The sequence below is a fragment of the Dyella lipolytica genome (genome assembly GCF_030160075.1).
In the GTDB taxonomy this organism is placed as follows: domain Bacteria; phylum Pseudomonadota; class Gammaproteobacteria; order Xanthomonadales; family Rhodanobacteraceae; genus Dyella_B; species Dyella_B lipolytica.
This window is the reverse complement of the sequence record NZ_BSNQ01000003.1, coordinates 1320011-1338688: the sequence shown is the minus strand read 5'-3', so window position 1 is coordinate 1338688 and position 18678 is coordinate 1320011. Positions and strand designations below refer to the sequence as shown.

Genomic DNA, 18678 nt, shown 5'->3' with positions numbered 1-18678 from the left:
CGGAACAGCTCTTACAGATCGAACTTGATACCCTGTGCCAGCGGCAGCGAGTTCGAATAGTTGATGGTGTTGGTCTGACGGCGCATATAAACCTTCCATGCATCCGAACCGGACTCGCGACCGCCGCCGGTTTCCTTCTCGCCGCCGAATGCGCCACCGATCTCGGCACCGGAGGTTCCGATGTTGACGTTGGCGATACCGCAATCCGAACCGGCCGCCGACAAGTATTGCTCGGCGGATTTCAGGTTCTGCGTGAAGATCGACGACGACAGACCTTGCGGCACGCTGTTCTGCAGTTCGATGGCTTCGTCCAGCGTCTTGAACGACATCACATAGAGAATCGGCGCAAAGGTTTCCGTCTGCACGACCTCATCGCTGTTCTTCAGACCGGTGACGATGGTGGGCAGCACGAAATTGCCCTTGCGGTCGGTTAGCGCGGCACCGCCGGTGCGTACCGTACCGCCGCTGGCCTTGGCTTTTTCCACCGCAGCGAGGTAAGCGGTCACGGCATCCTTGCTGTTGAGCGGACCCATCAGCGTGGTGGCCAGTGTCGGGTCGCCGATCTTGCCTTCTACCTGTTTGTACGCGGCGATCAGCGTGTCGGTGACATCGCCGAGGATCGACTCATGCACGAACAGGCGACGCGTCGTGGTGCAGCGCTGACCAGCCGTGCCGACCGCGCCGAATACGATGGCAGGGATCGCCAGTTTCAGATCCGCGCTTTCGTCCACGATGATCGCGTTGTTGCCACCCAGTTCCAGCAGCGAACGGCCCATGCGATGCGCTACGCGCTCGCCGACCTGACGACCGACTTTGGTGGAACCGGTGAAGCTGATCAGCGGAATGCGCTTGTCGTCGACAAAAGCCTGCGAGAGATCCGTGCCGGCGTCGTTGAACAGGAAGAACAGGTTCGGGAAGCCGCCGGCCTTCAACGCTTCGTTACAGATCTTGATCGTCGCGATGGCCGACAGCGGGGTCTTCGGCGACGGCTTCCAGATGCAGATGTCGCCGCAGATCGCAGCGAGCATCGCATTCCACGCCCACACGGCGACGGGAAAGTTGAAGGCGCTGATGATGCCGACCAGGCCTAGCGACTGGTACTGCTCATACATGCGGTGGCCCGGACGCTCCGAGTGCATGGTGTAGCCGTAGAGCATGCGGCTCTGACCGACCGCGAAATCGGCGATGTCGATCATCTCCTGTACTTCGCCGTCGCCTTCGGGCTTGATCTTGCCCATCTCCAATGCGACCAGCGAACCCAGCGCATCTTTGTGCTTGCGCAGCGCTTCGCCGCACAGGCGCACGGCTTCGCCGCGCTGCGGGGCAGGCGTCGTGCGCCATACCTTGAAGGCTTCCTGCGCGCGCTTGACGATGGTTTCGTAATCGCTGGCGCTGGATGCATGCACGGTGCCGATCACCTCGCCCGTGGCCGGGTTCACCGGTTGCAGCGTGCCGGCGTTGGTGGTTTTCGACCACTCGCCGTTGCCGAGATAGGTGCCCGATTGCTCGCCGATAAGACCGAGCGCCTTGAGAATTTCGTGGGACATGCGTGCTCCAGAGCCGTGGCGCCTAGCGGCGCCCTGAAAAGGGGAACGCCTATTCTATCAGGCGGGCCACCCTGGCCTGGGTTTGGTGGATCGCGCTGCCCCCCGATCCATGCCAAAATCGCGGCCCATCAGGCACTTCAGATCGCGCCCCCGTAGCTCAGTTGGATAGAGCGTCCCCCTCCTAAGGGGAAGGTCGTACGTTCGAATCGTATCGGGGGCACCATTTCTGCGTCGCACAAAACCGCAGGGAGTTAGGTGCCGCTGGCGTCAGTCCAATGAAAGGCAGGAAGTGTTTCGGTAGATAGATCAGGCCGAAACCATGCGCCAGCTGAATCCAACGCACCTTAGTGACGAGGCCTGTCAACGCGCATTGAGGCCGCTCGTTCATGGCGATTGCGCGACGTGAGGGGCACGCGATGGAAGCAGGATGCTGGAGGAGACACCATCGGTAGCGTTCACAACAACTGATGACCCCACTCGACGCATGCATGCCGCTTTCTCCGACAACGGCGAGGCGGCAGATTCCAACACATAACGTCCGCTAACAGACCAAGGAACCGCCATGAATGCAAAGTCGACATTAACCGTTATCGGCCTCGTGATCGGTGCCGCGCTCGCCTCCGGCTCGGCGATGGCGCAAACCGATGTTCCCGGCCATCCCCGCGTCAACGAAGTGAACAACCGCCTGGAAAACCAGCAGGACCGCATCAATAACGGCCTGAAGAACGGCACCATGACCCAGGGACAGGCCGCACGTGACGAAACGCGCGACGCCAATATCGCTCGCCGTGAAAGCGTGGACGAAGCCAAGCATGGTGGTCATCTGACCAAGCAGGAACAGCGCAACCTCAACCGCTCCGAAAACCGCAACAGCCGCAAGATCTACAAACAGAAGCACTGATCCCGAGCAAGTTCGATCATGTAAGCCTCAGGCCTCCCATGCGTGCATGGGAGGCCTTTTGCATTTGGGTCTCGCAGCGAAGGATCCGACAGTGATCGGACGCAAAAAATGAAAAGGGCCCGCGAGGCCGAGGCCGCTGCACGCCCTTGATTTTCATGATGCGAAAATAGGCGCCGTAAGTGCATCTCAAGTGATTGATATCGATTGATATATAGTGGCTTTGGTATGTACTCCAAAACACCCCGATCCTGCGCAGTGACCCACGGGATCATGGGACAGCACAAAGGAAAATAGCGATGACTTCTGATGTTGTTCGAGGCGACTATCGTGGCATCAGCTATGCCCATCGGTACAACATAGGGAATGACGATCATGTCGGGGAGATATTTTTCCCGGATCGCACCGAAGGTCTGCACATCGATGGAGCCGGCGCATCAACCTGGGAGGCGCGCGCGAAAGAGTTGATCGATGCCTATTATCGTGAGCTCGACATGGAGCCCGATGACGACTCTGAGGCTTGATTCCCTATCTGCATGTAAGCGGGCAATCACGAGGCATAAATTTCGCGTTTGCCGAAACCGCTGACTCCTTTAACCGAACGCGAACAAGTCGCCCTATAGGCTGAACTTCCCGCGACGAACAACTGAGGAGTGCATATGGATCCGACGACCCTTGATGCGCCATTTGCGAGTGCGGAACAACGCCATGACATGCGGCGTGTGTCTCAGGAACCTCTTGACGGGTATGTCCTGGATCCCTGGTCGGGGTTGTATCAGGAAGCCGAAGCGACTTATCGGGATCGCCTTGACGCTGAAGAAGCCGAACCGGCTTAGATTCTAAGAAGACCCCGCCAAGCGCGGGGTTTTTGTTGCGCAACATTTCGCCAGAGCGAAACGTCGTCTGCCAAAGTCACTCGCGCGCGATGTGGTACGGATGGCGCGCGGATTGAGTTCTTGCGAACCGCTCAGATCGTGGTGACCACGCGGCTACTGCATGCTGCGCTATCTCGCCATGCCCACGTTCTCTGAGCTTTCGAGATATACCCCGCTTTTCACGCCACATTGACCGTGCATGAGGATATTCCTCACGCCGGAGCCGCCGGACCCGAACGCTGCCATGGAGGCACCGATATCCGCTGCCTATCCGCCCGGCGCGAACAGGGGAGTCGTGCCTTCACCCTACATGTCTGCGTCGGCCGGCGGCTCCGCAATTGCGCTAGGTCTGGCCTAAGCCTCGATATGGCACAAAAAAACCCGCCATATGGCGGGTTTCAGTGGTTTCATGGGACGTCGTTGGACGGTATGAAACGGGTAAGTGGTGCCGGAAATAGGAATCGAACCTACGACCTACGCATTACGAATGCGCCGCTCTACCAACTGAGCTATTCCGGCGAAGCCGCATAGTTTAAGGGGCTACCCAACGGGCCGCAAGGTGCTGGCGGTGGGTCGGATTTGAGCGAGGGCACGCATCGGCATTATCTGATGCGGCGGCGGCTGGTCGCGGCGTTTGCGATCTGACAACCGGGTCGTAACGTGGGTCGTGGGGTATCTGGCGCTGCCCAGTTCAGAGGCCAGCGTTTCCGGGATAACAAGGAATGTCGTCCATGCAGTGTCTTTCGCATCAGCGGGGCGTCACGCTGATTGAAGTGTTGATTGCCGTATTGATCTTCAGCATCGGTCTGGTCGGTGTGGCCGGTTTGCTGATGATGTCGGCGCGTTCCAACCATGCGGCGTATTTGCGCACACAGGTCACATTTCTCGCGCAGAGCATGGCCGATCGCATGCAGGCCAACTCTATCGGCGTGTGGCGCGGCGACTATGACGGCACCTACCCGAACGGGAAGACGCAGGATTGCGCCGCTGGCTGCACACCGCAGCAACTGGCGTTGCACGATCAAGGTGCCTGGAGCAGCCAGTTGGTCACCTTCCTGCCGGCGGGCGTCGCGGCGTCTATTGCATGCAATAAAGCGGGCGTGGCGGTTGCCCCGACGGCTGACCAGCTGGCTTTGCGTCCCCCGTATGGCGGCACATGCAAGATGACGGTCGCGTGGACGGAACTTGGAAACGGGGCTACGGATTTCACCGGGAACGATCAACCACCGCAGACCTTTGCGTGGGAGTTTCAGCCATGAATGGTCACTTCGGCGGGATTCGTCAGCGCGGCCTTTCATTGATTGAGTTAATGATCGCCATGGTATTGGGCCTACTGGTAAGTGCGGGTGTCATCAGCGTGTTCACCTCCGTATCGAAAAGCGACCAGGCACAGACCCAGCTGGCACGCCTACAGGAGGAAGGGCGCTTTGCCATCACGCAGATCAAGAACGACCTGGCTATGAGCGGCGGTCAGTACTGCACCAATACCGGCGGCAATGCACAGCCCAGCACGGCCACCCCTTATCTAGATGGCTTGCGCGCACCCACTGTGTACGCGAGCGATGCCAGTGCTCTTATTAAGGCATTGAGCGATGTGACGACGCCATGGGGTAGCCCATATCCGCCGGCACCGACCGAACCTTATTCATTGCCATCGTTCTTCGCGATGCGCGGCTACGACTGCACGACAAACGATTGCACACCTATGGATCCCAGTAATAAGCGAAACCCTCGTGGATTCAGCATTCCCGCCATGGGGACGACAGTGGGAAACCGCGTACTAGGGGCATCCGTGATTACGGTGCGCTATCTGAACCCATCGGGCGGCTGGACGATTGCGCCGGACGGCAGCGCGGCAGGCAGTACGCTCGTCAACAATATAGACGGCACGTTGACTGTCAGGCTGGATTCCAAATCGAGCAAACCCGCAGTCGCAGACTTTCAGCCCGGTGATCCGTTGGCGATGCTGGCCGATTGTTCCAATGCTCAGATCTTTGAGGTATCGGGGCAGGGCTCTCCGCAATTGACCTCTACCGGCAACAACTTTGTTCAGCCTGCCGTTTTGCAGAACTTAGTCGCACCGAAATTATTCGATGTGAGCCGTGATTTTCAGACGGTTACTTATTACCTCCAAGTGGTCGATAACGGGGACGGGATGGGACATACCACCGGTGCGCTCAAACGCAGAGTCAACGGAGGCAACACGGCTGTACGTGGCGGATCGGCGGAGGAAATTGCCCGTGGCGTGGAGCGACTCGATTTCAAATACGGTGTGCAACTCGCCAGTGGCAGGGTGCGTTATTACACGGCGTCGCAGGTCGATAACAGTACACGCGCGGATTGCCCGCCGGTGCCGATGCCGATACAGGGTAGCGACGACCACGGTTGTCTTTGGCGCTCGGTCAGCTTGATCGAAATCGATCTGTTGCTGGATGGACAGCAGCCGCTGTATTCGTTGACACCGGATGAGCTGGCATACACCTATACCGCAGATAGTCCACCGAATCGCAGTCCCGTGCCCGAATCACCGACGGCGGGAGATCGTAAAGTGACGCCGGTGCAGCAAGGGTTTCCGCTGCCTATGCTCCGGCGCGAATTCACGGCGGTCGTTGCTGTGCGCAACTTCAATCCTTAGTACGCCACACCTTTCCATTCATCAGTCGCAGGGATGTCGACATGCAAAAAAATCGCCGGATGCCGTCTTCGTGGGGAAAGACGTCACGCCAACACGGCTTTGCGTTGGTAATCGCGCTGATCTTCCTGTTGCTGGTCACCATGATCGCACTGAGTGCCTGCGAACATTCCTTGTTGCAGGAACGCATGGCCGGCAGCTTGCGCAATGCGCAGCAGGCACGGATGAGTGCGGAGACGGCGTTGCGCGGGGCCGAATATAAGTTGTGGTCCATTGCCAGCCATCCGGGTACTTATCTCCATTGCCTTGATGGCGGTATTTCCAAGGATGATGGTTGCGTGATCTATCGTCCGCTCGGTGCGTTGTACAGGGCGAACGGTGCCGTCACGACATTCCAGACTGCCCAAGGCTGGATACCAGGTGTGGGCGTGACTTATACCGGCCCGACGCATAGCGGTTACATCCATAGTGCGGTGCAATCAACGGCAGCGTTGGCCAGGAATCCGGTCTACATCATCGAGGATCTAGGCAGCGAACGACCGCCAGGTACCAGCGGGCCGCATGAGTCGGGAAATACCGGCCCCAACAACAGTGGGCCGAATCAGCTTGATATTCATGTCTATCGCATCACTGCGCGCGCTACAGGTGGAAATCCTAATGTAGTAGCCATCGTACAAAGCACGTTCGATGCGCCTGCCAGCCGCTGAAATGGGGTTCTTGTTTATGTCGACGTCATCCATCGGCGTAATACGCTTATCTGGAGGTGCGCTCGCCTGGCTATCGATAGCATTGGTGTATTTCGGTGCATCGCTTAGCCTCAACGTCGAAGCCGCAGAGACACGGCTTCCCGGCACGGTAGAGCTCAGCCCAATGCCACTCGATCACGCGCAAAGCGCGCCGACGCTAACCGTTCTTGGTTTGAACGCCAATGTGCTGACTACAGGTTCGCTAACCTTTGAAGGAGGTTACGATCCGAGAAATTGGTCGGGCATATTGCGTGCGGTGCCGCTGAATGCCGATGGAACCCTTTCGGATGTCGTATGGGATGCGAGCATCATTCTCACAGACGCTTCTGCAACGCCTCCAGGGCGCCGAACGATTCTTACGGCGGGCACAGACAGCACCGGCGCCGTGACCGGCATGGCGTTCGAGTCGAACTCCCGTTTTGATGCCAGCGAAACAGAGGGCCTAATGACGCCGGTGCCCCAAGATACCGTCAACGACACAATGGCTGCGCGCGTGGATTATCTGCGAGGTGTTCGCAGTGAGGAGGCCGCAGGCGTCATGCGCACACGCCAAAGTCTGCTTGGCGCCATTGTCGATGCGCAGACGGTTTATGTGGCTTATCCCACTGGAAACTACACCGATGCGTGGCCGACGACGATCCGCGGCGTTTCCGTGCCAGCGCCAGAGATGGCGCCGGATGCACAGGGCTATGACACGTTCGTCGCGGCAAACGCCAATCGTCCGCCAACGGTTTATGTGGGCGCGAACGACGGCATGCTGCACGCATTCAATGCCCCAGTTCCCAACTGTACAATGTTTGATTCGAACGGTAATTGCTCTCATTACGTGGCAGACGCCGATGCAGGGAAAGAATTGTGGGCCTACGTCCCGCGCGCCACCTATGGGTATTTAGGCAACCTCACCAGTCTTCATGACTTTCGGTGGGCTCCGACGGTCGATGCCACGCCGGTCACGCGCGATGTGTATTTTAGCGAACGTGGCGATCGCACATGGCACACCATCCTGGTCGGCGGTTTGCGACTGGGCGGTCGCGGTGTGTATGCGCTGGACATTACACATCCGACTGCACCGAGCGAGGTTTTTCCGGAACGAACCGTGTTGTGGGAGTTCGATGCGGACGCCGCGTCTGGAACGTCCGCCTCAGGCGGCGCTTACGATCCAGCCGATCTTGGATTCACTTATGGGCAGCCCGCGATAGCTCGTCTGGCAAACGGCCGGTGGGCCGTGTTGATCCCAAGCGGCTATTTCGCGGATTGCAGTCAGCCTGATAAGCCAACCAACTGCAAGGTGGCTAACGGAACTCCCCCAGCGGATTACAGCGCGCTGTTTGTTCTTGATGCGCAGACCGGGGAAGTGATGGCCGAGCTCAAGACGCCCACCACTATCGACGGCGCGACCAGCTATGGCTTGTCCTCACCGGTACTTGGCGCCTACAACAACGATCAGATCGATGACGTGGCTTTCGCTGGGGATCTCGCGGGCAACCTGTGGCGCTTCGATTTATCTGCGCCGAACCCGCTGCACTGGACAGTCACTCTGGCCTATCGTCCGGCGGTGCAAGGGGCTCAGCCCATTACAACGATGCCGCGTCTGTTTCCAGATCCGATCACCCACCGCTTTATCGTCGTCTTCGGCACGGGCAAGTATCTGGGCGGCGGCGACAACACGACCGTTGGTGTGCCAACGCAATCGGTATACGGTATTCGCGATAAGGTCGACCACAACGGAAAACCGATCACCGTAACGCGTAGCAACTTGCAAGCGCAGACATTGAGTCAGACGGTGGTTACCGATCCATCCGATCCCAATGCGGGCGCCACGCTGCGCAACCTTAGCTCGCATCCTGTGCCATCGAAGGCAGATGGGTGGTATTTCGACCTCAATGTGACGGCCGGAGAGCGTGTCGTGGTTACGCCCTCTGCACTGTTCAATACAAACACGGTCCTTGTCAGCACGTTGATCCCAGACGGCAACGCTGTTCACGCGAAAGCGGGAGGTGCGGTGATGGCGGTCGATGCGCTCACCGGCGGTCCCGGCAGTGCGGTGGCGTCATTCGGAGGTATTGCGTATGCCGGTGCGGTCATCAATCAGGCACCCGGCGCCCATATGCTGCCCGTGGCAACGATCATGGGCGGCGGCAAATTGCTTCTGCCTGGCGTCAGCTTGAAAGGCAAGAAGGGCAATCTTGATCTGCCGCTTTCGTTCGGAAGCCCGCTATGGCGGCGTCGTTCGTGGTCGGTGTTAACCCAGGGACCTTGAAAGGAGATAGGCGATGGACCGCTCGCGTGGTTTTACTTTGCTTGAACTGATTATTGTCACGGGCATCGTTGCTGTTTTGGCAGCGCTTGCAACCGCTTCTTATGGTCGCTATGCCCTTCGTGCGCATCGTGCTGACGCGCATCGGATGCTGATGACGATTGCGCACGCCGAGGAGCGTTGGTACGCGACGTACAATCGGTATACGGACGATCTGAGCAAATTCGGCTATGACAATCCCGGAATATCGCCGCATGCCTACTACGAAGTAGCGCTCGCGGTGAGCGGCACGACAGCACAGGCCTATGTGGTGACGGCGATGCCCATCAACAGTCAAGCGGCCGATGTATGCGGTAGTTTGTCCATCGACAATAAAGGCAATAAGACACCGGAACGGAACGATGAGGTTGCAAACGCCAACGGGCGCTGTTGGTGAGCCATTTGCGGGCTTACATCAGGGCTAGTCGCTCGGCCAAACCCGAGTAGCGCCGCGTGCGCTGCGCAAGTGCTTGTTCGATGCTCGCCTGGGTGCCGAACAGACTCAGCCATCGACGCGCACGCGTAATGCCGGTATAGAGCAGTTCTCGCGTAAGAATCAAAGATGGATCTTCGGGCAGCACCAGTGCCGTGTGCTCGAATTCGGAGCCCTGCGATTTGTGCACGGTCATGGCGAAGACGGTTTCCACATCGGGGAGTCGCGAGGGCAATACGCAACGAACCGGTGCGTCGCTGTCTTCTGTTCTCGCGAAGAGGGACTCACGCGTCATCGGAAAGACGGTATAAAGGCGCAGCTCGCCATCCGGTCCGCGCATGCGCAAGGCGATGCCGACGTCGCCGTTCATCAAGCCGAGGCTGTAGTCGTTACGCGTCATCATCACCGGTCGGCCTTCGTACCAACCGCGGTCGGTTTCGATCCATCCAGCGGCAAGCAGTTTTGCGGCGATATCCCGATTGAGCTTTTCGGTGCCGGAAGGGCCGTGCCGAACGGCGCACAGCACTTGAAAATGATTGAAGGCTTCCAACACGTTCTGCGCCCAGCTTCGATACGCTGCGTCGCTGGCATCCATAGCGGGGCGCAGTTGCCGCAACTGTTCGAGATAGAACCGGAAACCTTGCGGTGCGTCGCCTGACGAAGCCGTTTCGAAACGATCGGCATCGCCGTTCAACATGATGGAAGCAAAAGACGGATCTGATACGCCAGCGGGGATCCACGCTATATCGGTGGATCGTGTATTGAGCAATGCATTGACGTCGGCTGCATGCCCCGTATTCACAGCAGCGGCGAGACGGCCAATACCGCTGGTGGCGCCAAAACGATGGCTGCTGCGCAACATCGCGATGTGCTGATCGAGAGGCATTGCATCGGCTTGGATGAATGCACTGACATCATCGCCGCTCGCTGTCTGCAGCCAAGAGGCCGTAGTCGGGTTGTAGTGACCCTGTTCGGCACGTCGACCGAGATCGCCCAGTACGGCACCGGCTTCGACGGATGACAGCTGGTCTTTGTCGCCAAGCAAGATCAGGCGCGCATGCGGCGGCAGGGTTTCTAGGACGGCGGCCATCATTTCCAGGTCGATCATCGAGGCTTCGTCGATCACCAAGACGTCGAGATGCAGAGGATGCTGGCGGTCGTGCGCAAAGCGCCGGCTGTCCGGCCTTGCTCCAAGCAAGCGGTGCAGCGTTTCAACCTCAAGTGGAATAGTCGCACGCACGTTTTCCGTTACATCCAGCCGTTCGATCTGTTTTGCGATGGATGCACTAAGCCGTGCGGCGGCCTTGCCCGTCGGTGCGGCTAGACGCATGCGCAATGGCTGCGCAGTCTGCATGCGTAGATGCAATGTTTGCAGCAAGCCAAGCAAGCGCACCACCGTGGTGGTTTTACCAGTACCTGGCCCGCCGGTGATAACACTGAAAGCGCTGCGTGCCGCGAGCGCGCAGGCGATACGCGGCCAGTCAAGCGTGGCGTTTGTCGACGGCGGAAACAGACGCCTGAGTTCATCGCTCAGATCTTCAGCGTGAGAAGGAGCTTTATCGAGCCGCTCGATAATTCCCTGCGCCACTCCGCATTCGTATTGCCAATACCGACGCAGGTAAAGACGATGCCGATCCAGTACGAGCGGCGCTTGGGTGGGAAGCCCGTCAGCTCCCGCCAATAAACGTGAGGCAGGCGGTGGCGATGTGTCTAGAAGATCGAGCCATGCGTTCGGCCACCCCTGTTCTTCCGCCAATGCATCCAGTGCTTGCAAGTCCAGGCAGGGGTGGCCGTCCCCCAGTTGTCTGCTTGTCAACGCGGCCATCAGCAGCAGATGCGGCTCGGCCTGGGGATCGCATTCGCCGATAAAACGTGCAAAGGCCAGATCGAGCGGGCGCAGCAGGCGCTGTGCAATCGCATCGGCAAGCATTGCAAGCATGGCGTCATGCGACATGAGCATGCGCTCCCTGTGCGAACAGGCGATCCATCGCGTCGATCAAAGTGAAAGGCAAGCGTTCCTTATGTACGCCATGCCCCGCGTGATCGATACCGCGCAGATAGAGATAGAGCACACCGCCCATATGGCGCTCGTAGTTGTAGCCAGAAAGGCGAGCGCGAAGCTGGCGATGCAGGGCAAGCGTATAAATCGCGTACTGCAGGTCGTAACGAGCCTGTAGCGTGGCATCGCGCATGGCGGCGGGCGTATAAGCGCTAGTCGTGTCGCCTAGCCAATTGGATTTGTAATCGATAACGTAATAGCGGCCGTCCTTCTCCACGATCAGATCGATAAAGCCCTTGAGCATGCCATTGATGCGGTTATGCGGAAGCGGCGCGCGAGGTTCGCCATCCAGGGTGTGGCGGCTTATCAGTTCGTCCAGGCGCTGGGTATCGACCTGGTTTGCTTCGAACCAGAATTCCAGCTCTGCCTGATAGCTGCGGCGGTCGCGCAAACTCGCGAGCGCCAAGGTACCGCCGCCGGGAAGCGCGAGCGGCGTTTGCAATAGCTCAGGCAGCCAGTGCGTCAGCGGTATAATCCACGCTTGCCAGCCGCGTCGCTGGCAGCGGCGTGCGATCTGCTGTTCAAGCGCAGCGGTGTCCACGGCTACGGACGCCAAGCCGGTTTCCGCTGCCCATTCAAGCAAGTCGTGCAGAAAAGTGCCGGGTTCGGCACCGCGCGGAAAGGCGTGAATGCCCTGATCGTTGTCGGCGACCGCTCGCTCCGTGGATTCGCGCGCCGCTTCGGCAAGCACATCCTGCGTTGCCGTGTCAGGGGCAACCTGACGTATCGTTTCGCCGGTGCCATGGGTAAGTGAACTGTAACTGGCGATCCACCAGGATTCGGGTTGGGCAAGTTGATAGATACGTGCAGGGCGTAGCGCTTCAGGGCGGTGTATTCCGCGATAGAGGCGTGTACTCGCAGCGTCGGTAATGGTATTGACCTGCATATCGCGCGAATGACCGCAAACTTCCTGTACACGTGACACCAGATCGTCGGGCTCGATGGATTCACCACCGGAAAGCACATATCCGAACGCCGAGCGGTGAAGAAGTGGTGCCTTGGTACGACCATCCATGACGGCAGCAACGCCCAACCAGCAGGCGTGTTCGGCGCGCGTCAATGCCACATACAAAAGGCGAAGGTCCTCCTGCAGGCGTTCTCGCTCGATGCGCGCTTGAGCCTCTTCGTTCGGCTGAAGATCGATCCACGCTTGCCCCTGGTCGTCGTGCCAGGGCTGCGGGCTGCTCTTGGGCGACTCCTGGAAACGGCACACGAAGGGCAGCATGACGACCGGGTATTGCAGACCTTTCGCTTTATGGATCGTGATCACCTTTACCAGATCGGCTTCGCTTTCCAGTCGCACGATATGCTCTTCGGCTGCTTCCGTGTCGCGCTCATTCGCATGATCGATCTGCATGGTGAAAAAGCGAATCAAGGCATGTTCGCCATCAAGGCTGGTCGCGGCGTGTTGCAACAGTTCGGCTAGGTGTTGCACGTTGGTCAAGGCGCGTTCGCCGTGCGGTTTGGCCAGCAAGTGCGCGGGCAGGTCGAAGGTGTGAAGCAGGTTGTGCAGCATGGCCAACACACCGTGGCGCTGCCAGATGGTCTGCAGCGTGCGGAATTGCTCGCCGCACTGCTCCCAGTAGATTTCGTCGTGATTGAGCCGATCCAGTTCGGACAGGCTGCGATCCATGGTGATGCTGGCCAGTGCCGCGCGCATGGCGCGGTCGGAGGCAGGCATGGCGCAAGCGTGCAGCCATAGCAGTACATCGGGTGCTTCGGCGGTGGCGTACACCGAATCGCGTTCCGAGACGTACACGCTGGCTACGCCGCGTTGCCGCAGTGCCATGCGTACGGCGCCGGCTTCGCGACCATTGCGGACGAGTACCGCGATATCGCGGGGGCGCAGCGCTGATGACTCGCCGCGGTCGTCGACAAAAGCACAGCGCCCGGATTGCGCTGCGTCGAGCATGTCGACAATGCGAGCCGCCGCATGTGAGGCCGCTGCTTCGATGTAGGCACCGGTGGCGATGGCCTTGTCGCCGGATAACACGTCGAACTGCATGGACGGCATCGGCTGACCGTCATAGTGCAATGATTTCTTCAAACCCTTTGCTTGCACAGGTATGAATGGCAAACCATGTGCCCCGTGACCGAACGCGAAGGCGCCGAACGAATGACGGTCGGCGTATTGGAATACGCGATTCATCGACGCGACCAGCTCGGGTGTGGAGCGGTAGTTTGCGGTCAACGTCCAGGTCGGTGCTTGTGCCTGGTCGCGCGCACTCAGATAGGTGTGGATGTCGGCGCCGCGAAAGCCATAGATCGCTTGTTTGGGATCCCCGATCAGCAGCAGCCCCGTTTCAACGCGATGAGCGTAGATGCGCTGGAAGATACGCCACTGCAGCGGATCGGTATCTTGAAACTCATCGATCAGCGCCACGGGATACTGAGTGGCGATCGTTTCTGCGAGTTGTGCGCCTCGCGGGCTGTTCAGTGCCGCATCGAGTTGACGCAGCATATCGTCAAAGCCGGGTATAGCCTGGCGCTCGCGAATCTGTTCGATGCGCGCGGCGATCCACGGCATGGCGTGTGCGAGCAGCAAGGGCGCAAGCGGAGGCTCGCTGTTCCAGGCGTCAAGCAGGTTCTGGATAGCGACAAAGGCCGGATGAGTGGGGCGCGTACCTGCCTTGCTGGTCGAGGCATCCAGTTTTGCCTGCGTATAGCGTGCGAGTAGCGCCATATCCGCTTCTACGCCCTGGCACCATTCGCGGAGAACAGCCAATTCGCGATCGATATTATCGGGCTTGTAGATGTTGTTCTTCAGCGCGCGGGTTTGCACTGCGGTGCATAACATTTGCTCGATGGCTGCCGTGTCGGCTGCCCATAGCGCGCGAGCGATTTGCTCCGCCTCGCGCCGGGGAGCCTCACGATGATGTAATGCTTTCGCCAGGTTATCCACAGCGGGCAAGGGCAGCCCGTCGACGCGAAGATGATGAGCAGCCTGGCGCAACAAAGGCCTTGCGATGCGCTGCAGTGTTTGCGGATCGCGCCATTGCGTGGCAACGCACGCAGCATTCTCGTGATCGAGGCCGGCATAGAAACGACGCCAATAATCGCGCACGGCTTCACCGAGGCGCGCATTCTCGTCTGCGACCGCTTCGGTCGATTCGCTGCCCTCAAACGCGTGCTGGGCCAGCATGCGCTGGCACCAGCCGTGGATGGTGTAGACAGCAGCCTCGTCCATCCATTGTGCGGCTAAATCCAGTCGGCGCGCCGCCGCTGCACGCTTGTCGGGATCTGGGTATTCGGCGATCAGATCCCGCAGAAAATCATCGGGCTCCTGCTGGGAGCGGAATGCTGCAGCTGCCGTAGCGAGACGTTCACGGATACGCTCACGCAGTTCGGCGGTAGCGGCACGCGTGAATGTCACGACCAGAATCTGTGCCGGCAGTTGCGCTGGTTGACCGCCGTGACCCAGCACCAGCCGCAAATACAACGCGGCGAGTGTCCAGGTCTTGCCGGTACCCGCGCTTGCTTCGATCAGGCGAATGCCTTGCAGCGGCAGCCGTAGTGGATCGAGCGGTGCCATGTCGCTCATTCGTCACCTTCCAGCGCGGCGGCATCGAGCAAGGGACGATAGAGCGGCAGCCAACGCTCGAAGCCATCGGCGTAGAGCTGTGCGAAGTTTTGCCACGTGCGTGCCAGGCTGGGCTCGTAGCGCACTTCGCCGGCAGGAGCCATCGGTGCATCGCTACCGTCGTAACACGACTGTGCGGCATCGTAGGGAACTTTTTCAGCGCGTTCGGCCAGCAGCCATGCGTAGGCGGTACGGCGTGCGATGGGCAAGGGCGTTTGCATGCCGTGCTGCCAAGCGTTCAATAGTTGATCGAGATGTGCGATGGCTTCCTTGTGTGCACAGGCTTTCAATACGACGGTGGCATCGGCAGCAAATAAGCGCGTGGATACGGCGATGTTGTTTGCATTCGCCAGCAGCTGCAGTACCCATGGATAGATCAACCGGTCGTAGCGGAGTGTTTTACCTTGGCGTAAATGTCCAGCCATCGGCAATAGCCGTACCGCTCCTTCATCATGATCGGTGCGGAGATCGTCTAGCCAGCCCTCGACAGTCAGATCCTTGTATTCGTAACGTAACTCCTTGGCGTCTATTCGTTGTGACCAGTGTGCGATGGACGCATGCCAGCGATCGAGGATGCGCCGCACATCGCTGCCCATGTCATCCATCACCAACGCGCCGAATCCACCTGCCGGCAGCACACCTTGTTGTCGCAAGCGTTGTGCAGTTTCGGCAAGGGCGGGCATGGCGTCGGCCTCGCTGGCCATCAAGGCAGATTGCAACAGAGCGTCGGTTGCCGCGTGGTTTTCCAGCCGATCCAATGCGAAGGGTTCGTCATCGTCGGGGCCGGTATCGGCTTCGGCGAAGCGTACTTTCAGCCGTTCGGCATAGAAACTGGCTGCTGGTCTGACAAGGAAGCGCTGTAACTGACTGATGTCCACGACCGGCTCTGCTTGCCAGGAATCCAGCGGGATGGGTGCTGTTAGTGGCAAGGCGCGGCGAGCGTGTGCCCATTCCGAAGCGTAGGTAAACAGGGGCGATGCTGTGTCATCCGTGAAGTAGCGCGGACTGAACGCTTGTAACGGATGAACGGTGGTGATGGATGCAAGCAGTTGCTTGCGCGATGGCGCATCGTCGTCGGCGTGGCCGGGCATTCGCCAACCTGCTGCCAAGTAATCGCGCAGCTGACCGACGAGTACGGAGGGCGGCAGCTCGCTGTTATCCCGCACGCTATGGCCAACCCAACTGATGTGCAGCACATCGCGCGCCGAAAGCAGGGCTTCGAGGAACATGTAGCGATCGTCCTCGCGCCGCGATCGATCGCCGGGCCGGTGCTCGCCGGTTCGGGCCATCAGGTCGAAGTCGGACGGCGACATGCGGCGCGGGTAGTCGCCATCGTTCATGCCCAGCAGGCAGACCATGCGGAAGGGAATCGCGCGCATCGGCAGCAAGGTGCCGAAGTTCACGGCACCGCCCATGAAGCGCTGCGACAGATGGTTCTGGTCGATGGACTGCAACCAGTCCTCGCTGACGATGGATAGTGGGATGGCCTGCGCGAAGCCGGCTTCCTGGCAGGCGTCGAGCCAGGTATCCAGGGCGTCTTCCAGCCGATCGATGCGCAGCAAGTCGGCATCGTCGCCGCGTGCGTCGAAACAATCGCGCAGCAGGCGGCGCAGGCGCTCGCTCCATTGCGCGGGTGTGGCGGGCGATGCGAACAGTCGCCAGTAATGTTCCAGCGTTTCCAGCAGCTGGCTGAGCGGGCCAAGCAAGGCGGCGTCCAAGCCGCCTATTTCCGCATACGGCGCAATGTCGTCCAGGGAGGGTCCATCACCGGTCGCATATCCGAGCAACATGCGGCGCAGACCAAAGCGCCAGCTGTTCTGCTCATCGGGCGGCAGCCCCAATGTTTGTTTCTGTGCGCCATCCAGGCCCCAGCGGATGCCCGACTGTGTGATCCAACGGCGAATCGTCGGCAGATCGTCTTCGGCCATACCAAAACGGCGACGCAATGACGGAACGTCGAGCAGGTCGAGTACGTCGCTGGCGGTGAAGCGCGATTCGGTGAGGGTGAGCAGATGCTCAAGTGCCACCAACAGGGGCGAGGTACCGCGACCCGGTTGATCGGCCACGCTGTAGGGCAGGTATCGCGAATCGTCCGAAGCTAGGCGACCGAACACAGCCTGTACATGCGGGGCATACGTACGGATGTGCGGCACCATGACCATCACGTCACGCGGCGCTAGCGGCTGGCCTTCGCGTGCGGCTCGCTCAAATAGATCGAGCAGCTGGTCGTGCAGAATTTCCACTTCGCGTTGCGGACTGTGGGCGATGTGGAAGCGCAGCGATGGGTCAGTGGCGGGTAGTGGCTTGCGCAGTGATGGGTTGGCGGGAAGCGGCTCCAGATCCAGCACCGCCTGCTGCACTTGATGCAGCAATGAACCGTTGCCTATGTCCTGGAACAGATCGAGGCTGCGCTTGATGGATGCGAAATGATGGCGATAGCGCTCGGGCTGATCGAAAGCGTCGAGCTGGCGGATAAAGTCGCGCCCCTGTTTGCCCCAGGCTGCCAGCAGCGGGTTGGCATGGAGGTGCAGATCTTCGTAACGTGGTTCCGGTGAGGAGCCGGGTTTGACGGGGTGACGGCGCTGCTCGGCTTTCAGCAGCTCGCGATCCTCGATGATGTCGGCCCAATAATGCCGACACGGATTGGTCACCAGCAGTAACACTTGGCAATAGCGTGCCAACGCCGTCAGTGCTTCGAGCACCTGCTGCGGCAGCGATGTGACGCCGAACATCACGATGCGCCGCGGCAGCGCATTCGAAGAGACGTCCGACGATTGCATCCGTTGCATAAAGTGCCGATGCACGGCGGCACGGTGGTTGTCGCGCTGCGTCGGCGGAACATCGTCGAGCAAAAGCCGCCACAGCCGCGGCTGCCAACGCTGTGCTGGGGGCAATTCCGTTACACGGTTGCGCAGGCTGTCGCGTAGAACATCATTGCGGTGTTCCCAGTCATCCAGCCAATCGGCGCGAAAAACCTGGTACTGGTCGAATAGGTCGGCCACCTGCATGGCGAGCCGATACTGTCGGCGCCAGTCGCTGGGATCGCCAAGTAAACTGCGCAGCGGCGCAAAAGTTGATTCGTCGAGGTGTTGCGGCAACAAGCGCAACAAGCGCCACACCAGGCGCGTCTTGTCGAAGGGCGACGTCGCCGGCACAGCTGCTTCGCCTAGCACAGCGCGATAGGCTTGCCACAGGAACCGTCCCGGCAACTGCATATCTACCGCAGCGCTGATACCGAGGCCGCCGGCATCGACCGGCCGAGCCAGCGCCAGCTTCAGCCATTGCGCGATGCCATTGCTCTGCACCAGCATCACTTCGTTTTCCAACGGTTGCAGCGGCGTGCGCTGCAACCAGGCCACCAGCAGGTCGCGCAGGTCTTCCTGACGATTGCCGTGGATCACCATCAGGCCGGGTTCGATCGGAATGTTATTTGGCGCGATGTCCGGTGTGCTCACGGGTGGCAGCGCTGGCAAGGATTCATGGGAGCATCCACGACTCGATGGTGGAGTTCGGGCAAGTTTGCCCGATTCGCATCGCAGGATGTGCGACGCGCGGTGAGGAGAGCGGATACAAAAAAGCCCCGGGCAATGCTCCAGGGCTTTTGAGTCGAAT

At 59.7% G+C, this 18678-nt stretch carries 11 protein-coding genes and 2 tRNA genes; 8 read left to right on the top strand and 5 right to left on the bottom strand.

Annotation, left to right across the window (positions count from 1 at the left end):
- Positions 1-11 precede the first annotated feature (11 nt).
- A complete protein-coding gene (gene amaB / locus QQL64_RS07405; protein WP_284397669.1) occupies positions 12-1547 on the bottom strand; it encodes an L-piperidine-6-carboxylate dehydrogenase in 1536 nt (511 codons plus the stop codon).
- A gap of 146 nt (positions 1548-1693) precedes the next feature.
- Here amaB and QQL64_RS07400 point away from each other — a divergent pair.
- From QQL64_RS07400 to QQL64_RS07390, 3 genes are all read left to right on the top strand, one after another.
- Positions 1694-1770, top strand: a tRNA-Arg gene (locus QQL64_RS07400).
- 339 nt (positions 1771-2109) lie between these two features.
- The gene (locus tag QQL64_RS07395; protein ID WP_284397666.1) at positions 2110-2448 is read left to right on the top strand and encodes a hypothetical protein; all 339 of its coding nucleotides are present in this window, start codon (positions 2110-2112) and stop codon (positions 2446-2448) included.
- Between the two features lie 296 nt (positions 2449-2744).
- A complete protein-coding gene (locus tag QQL64_RS07390; protein ID WP_284397664.1) occupies positions 2745-2969 on the top strand; it encodes a hypothetical protein in 225 nt (74 codons plus the stop codon).
- A gap of 794 nt (positions 2970-3763) precedes the next feature.
- Here QQL64_RS07390 and QQL64_RS07385 read toward each other — a convergent pair.
- Positions 3764-3839, bottom strand: a tRNA-Thr gene (locus QQL64_RS07385).
- A 212-nt stretch (positions 3840-4051) separates the two neighbouring features.
- Here QQL64_RS07385 and pilV point away from each other — a divergent pair.
- Genes pilV through QQL64_RS07360 form a run of 5 tightly spaced genes read left to right on the top strand, consistent with a single transcriptional unit; the run spans position 4052 to position 9391 of the window.
- Complete coding sequence (gene pilV / locus QQL64_RS07380) at positions 4052-4579, top strand: type IV pilus modification protein PilV (protein WP_284397661.1); 528 nt, start codon at positions 4052-4054, stop codon at positions 4577-4579.
- Positions 4576-5955: a PilW family protein gene (locus QQL64_RS07375; protein ID WP_284397658.1), complete on the top strand. Its 1380-nt coding sequence runs from the start codon at positions 4576-4578 to the stop codon at positions 5953-5955. The genes pilV and QQL64_RS07375 overlap by 4 nt, the downstream gene beginning before the upstream one ends.
- A gap of 41 nt (positions 5956-5996) precedes the next feature.
- On the top strand, positions 5997-6659 hold the full coding sequence (locus QQL64_RS07370; RefSeq protein ID WP_284397656.1) for a pilus assembly PilX family protein: 663 nt from the start codon (positions 5997-5999) through the stop codon (positions 6657-6659).
- 16 nt (positions 6660-6675) lie between these two features.
- Complete coding sequence (locus tag QQL64_RS07365; RefSeq protein ID WP_284397653.1) at positions 6676-8958, top strand: pilus assembly protein; 2283 nt, start codon at positions 6676-6678, stop codon at positions 8956-8958.
- 13 nt (positions 8959-8971) lie between these two features.
- Positions 8972-9391, top strand: a complete 420-nt coding sequence (locus tag QQL64_RS07360) for a type IV pilin protein (protein ID WP_284397650.1) — start codon at positions 8972-8974, stop codon at positions 9389-9391.
- A 13-nt stretch (positions 9392-9404) separates the two neighbouring features.
- Here the strand turns inward: QQL64_RS07360 and recD are convergent, their stop codons facing one another.
- Genes recD through recC form a run of 3 tightly spaced genes read right to left on the bottom strand, consistent with a single transcriptional unit; the run spans position 9405 to position 18521 of the window.
- Positions 9405-11381, bottom strand: coding sequence for an exodeoxyribonuclease V subunit alpha (gene recD, locus QQL64_RS07355; RefSeq protein WP_284397647.1), 1977 nt, complete (start codon positions 11379-11381; stop codon positions 9405-9407).
- On the bottom strand, positions 11371-15027 hold the full coding sequence (recB, locus tag QQL64_RS07350) for an exodeoxyribonuclease V subunit beta (protein ID WP_284397644.1): 3657 nt from the start codon (positions 15025-15027) through the stop codon (positions 11371-11373). The genes recD and recB overlap by 11 nt, the downstream gene beginning before the upstream one ends.
- Positions 15024-18521: an exodeoxyribonuclease V subunit gamma gene (gene recC / locus QQL64_RS07345; protein WP_284397641.1), complete on the bottom strand. Its 3498-nt coding sequence runs from the start codon at positions 18519-18521 to the stop codon at positions 15024-15026. The genes recB and recC overlap by 4 nt, the downstream gene beginning before the upstream one ends.
- Positions 18522-18678: the final 157 nt, after the last annotated feature.

Coding starts and splice junctions, on each gene's coding strand:
- QQL64_RS07365 (WP_284397653.1), top strand. CDS start 6,676: ATGTCGACGTCATCCATCGGCGTAATACGCTTATCTGGAGGTGCGCTC.
- recB (WP_284397644.1), bottom strand. CDS start 15,027: ATGAGCGACATGGCACCGCTCGATCCACTACGGCTGCCGCTGCAAGGC.
- QQL64_RS07395 (WP_284397666.1), top strand. CDS start 2,110: ATGAATGCAAAGTCGACATTAACCGTTATCGGCCTCGTGATCGGTGCC.
- QQL64_RS07370 (WP_284397656.1), top strand. CDS start 5,997: ATGCAAAAAAATCGCCGGATGCCGTCTTCGTGGGGAAAGACGTCACGC.
- recD (WP_284397647.1), bottom strand. CDS start 11,381: ATGTCGCATGACGCCATGCTTGCAATGCTTGCCGATGCGATTGCACAG.
- pilV (WP_284397661.1), top strand. CDS start 4,052: ATGCAGTGTCTTTCGCATCAGCGGGGCGTCACGCTGATTGAAGTGTTG.
- QQL64_RS07375 (WP_284397658.1), top strand. CDS start 4,576: ATGAATGGTCACTTCGGCGGGATTCGTCAGCGCGGCCTTTCATTGATT.
- amaB (WP_284397669.1), bottom strand. CDS start 1,547: ATGTCCCACGAAATTCTCAAGGCGCTCGGTCTTATCGGCGAGCAATCG.
- QQL64_RS07360 (WP_284397650.1), top strand. CDS start 8,972: ATGGACCGCTCGCGTGGTTTTACTTTGCTTGAACTGATTATTGTCACG.
- QQL64_RS07390 (WP_284397664.1), top strand. CDS start 2,745: ATGACTTCTGATGTTGTTCGAGGCGACTATCGTGGCATCAGCTATGCC.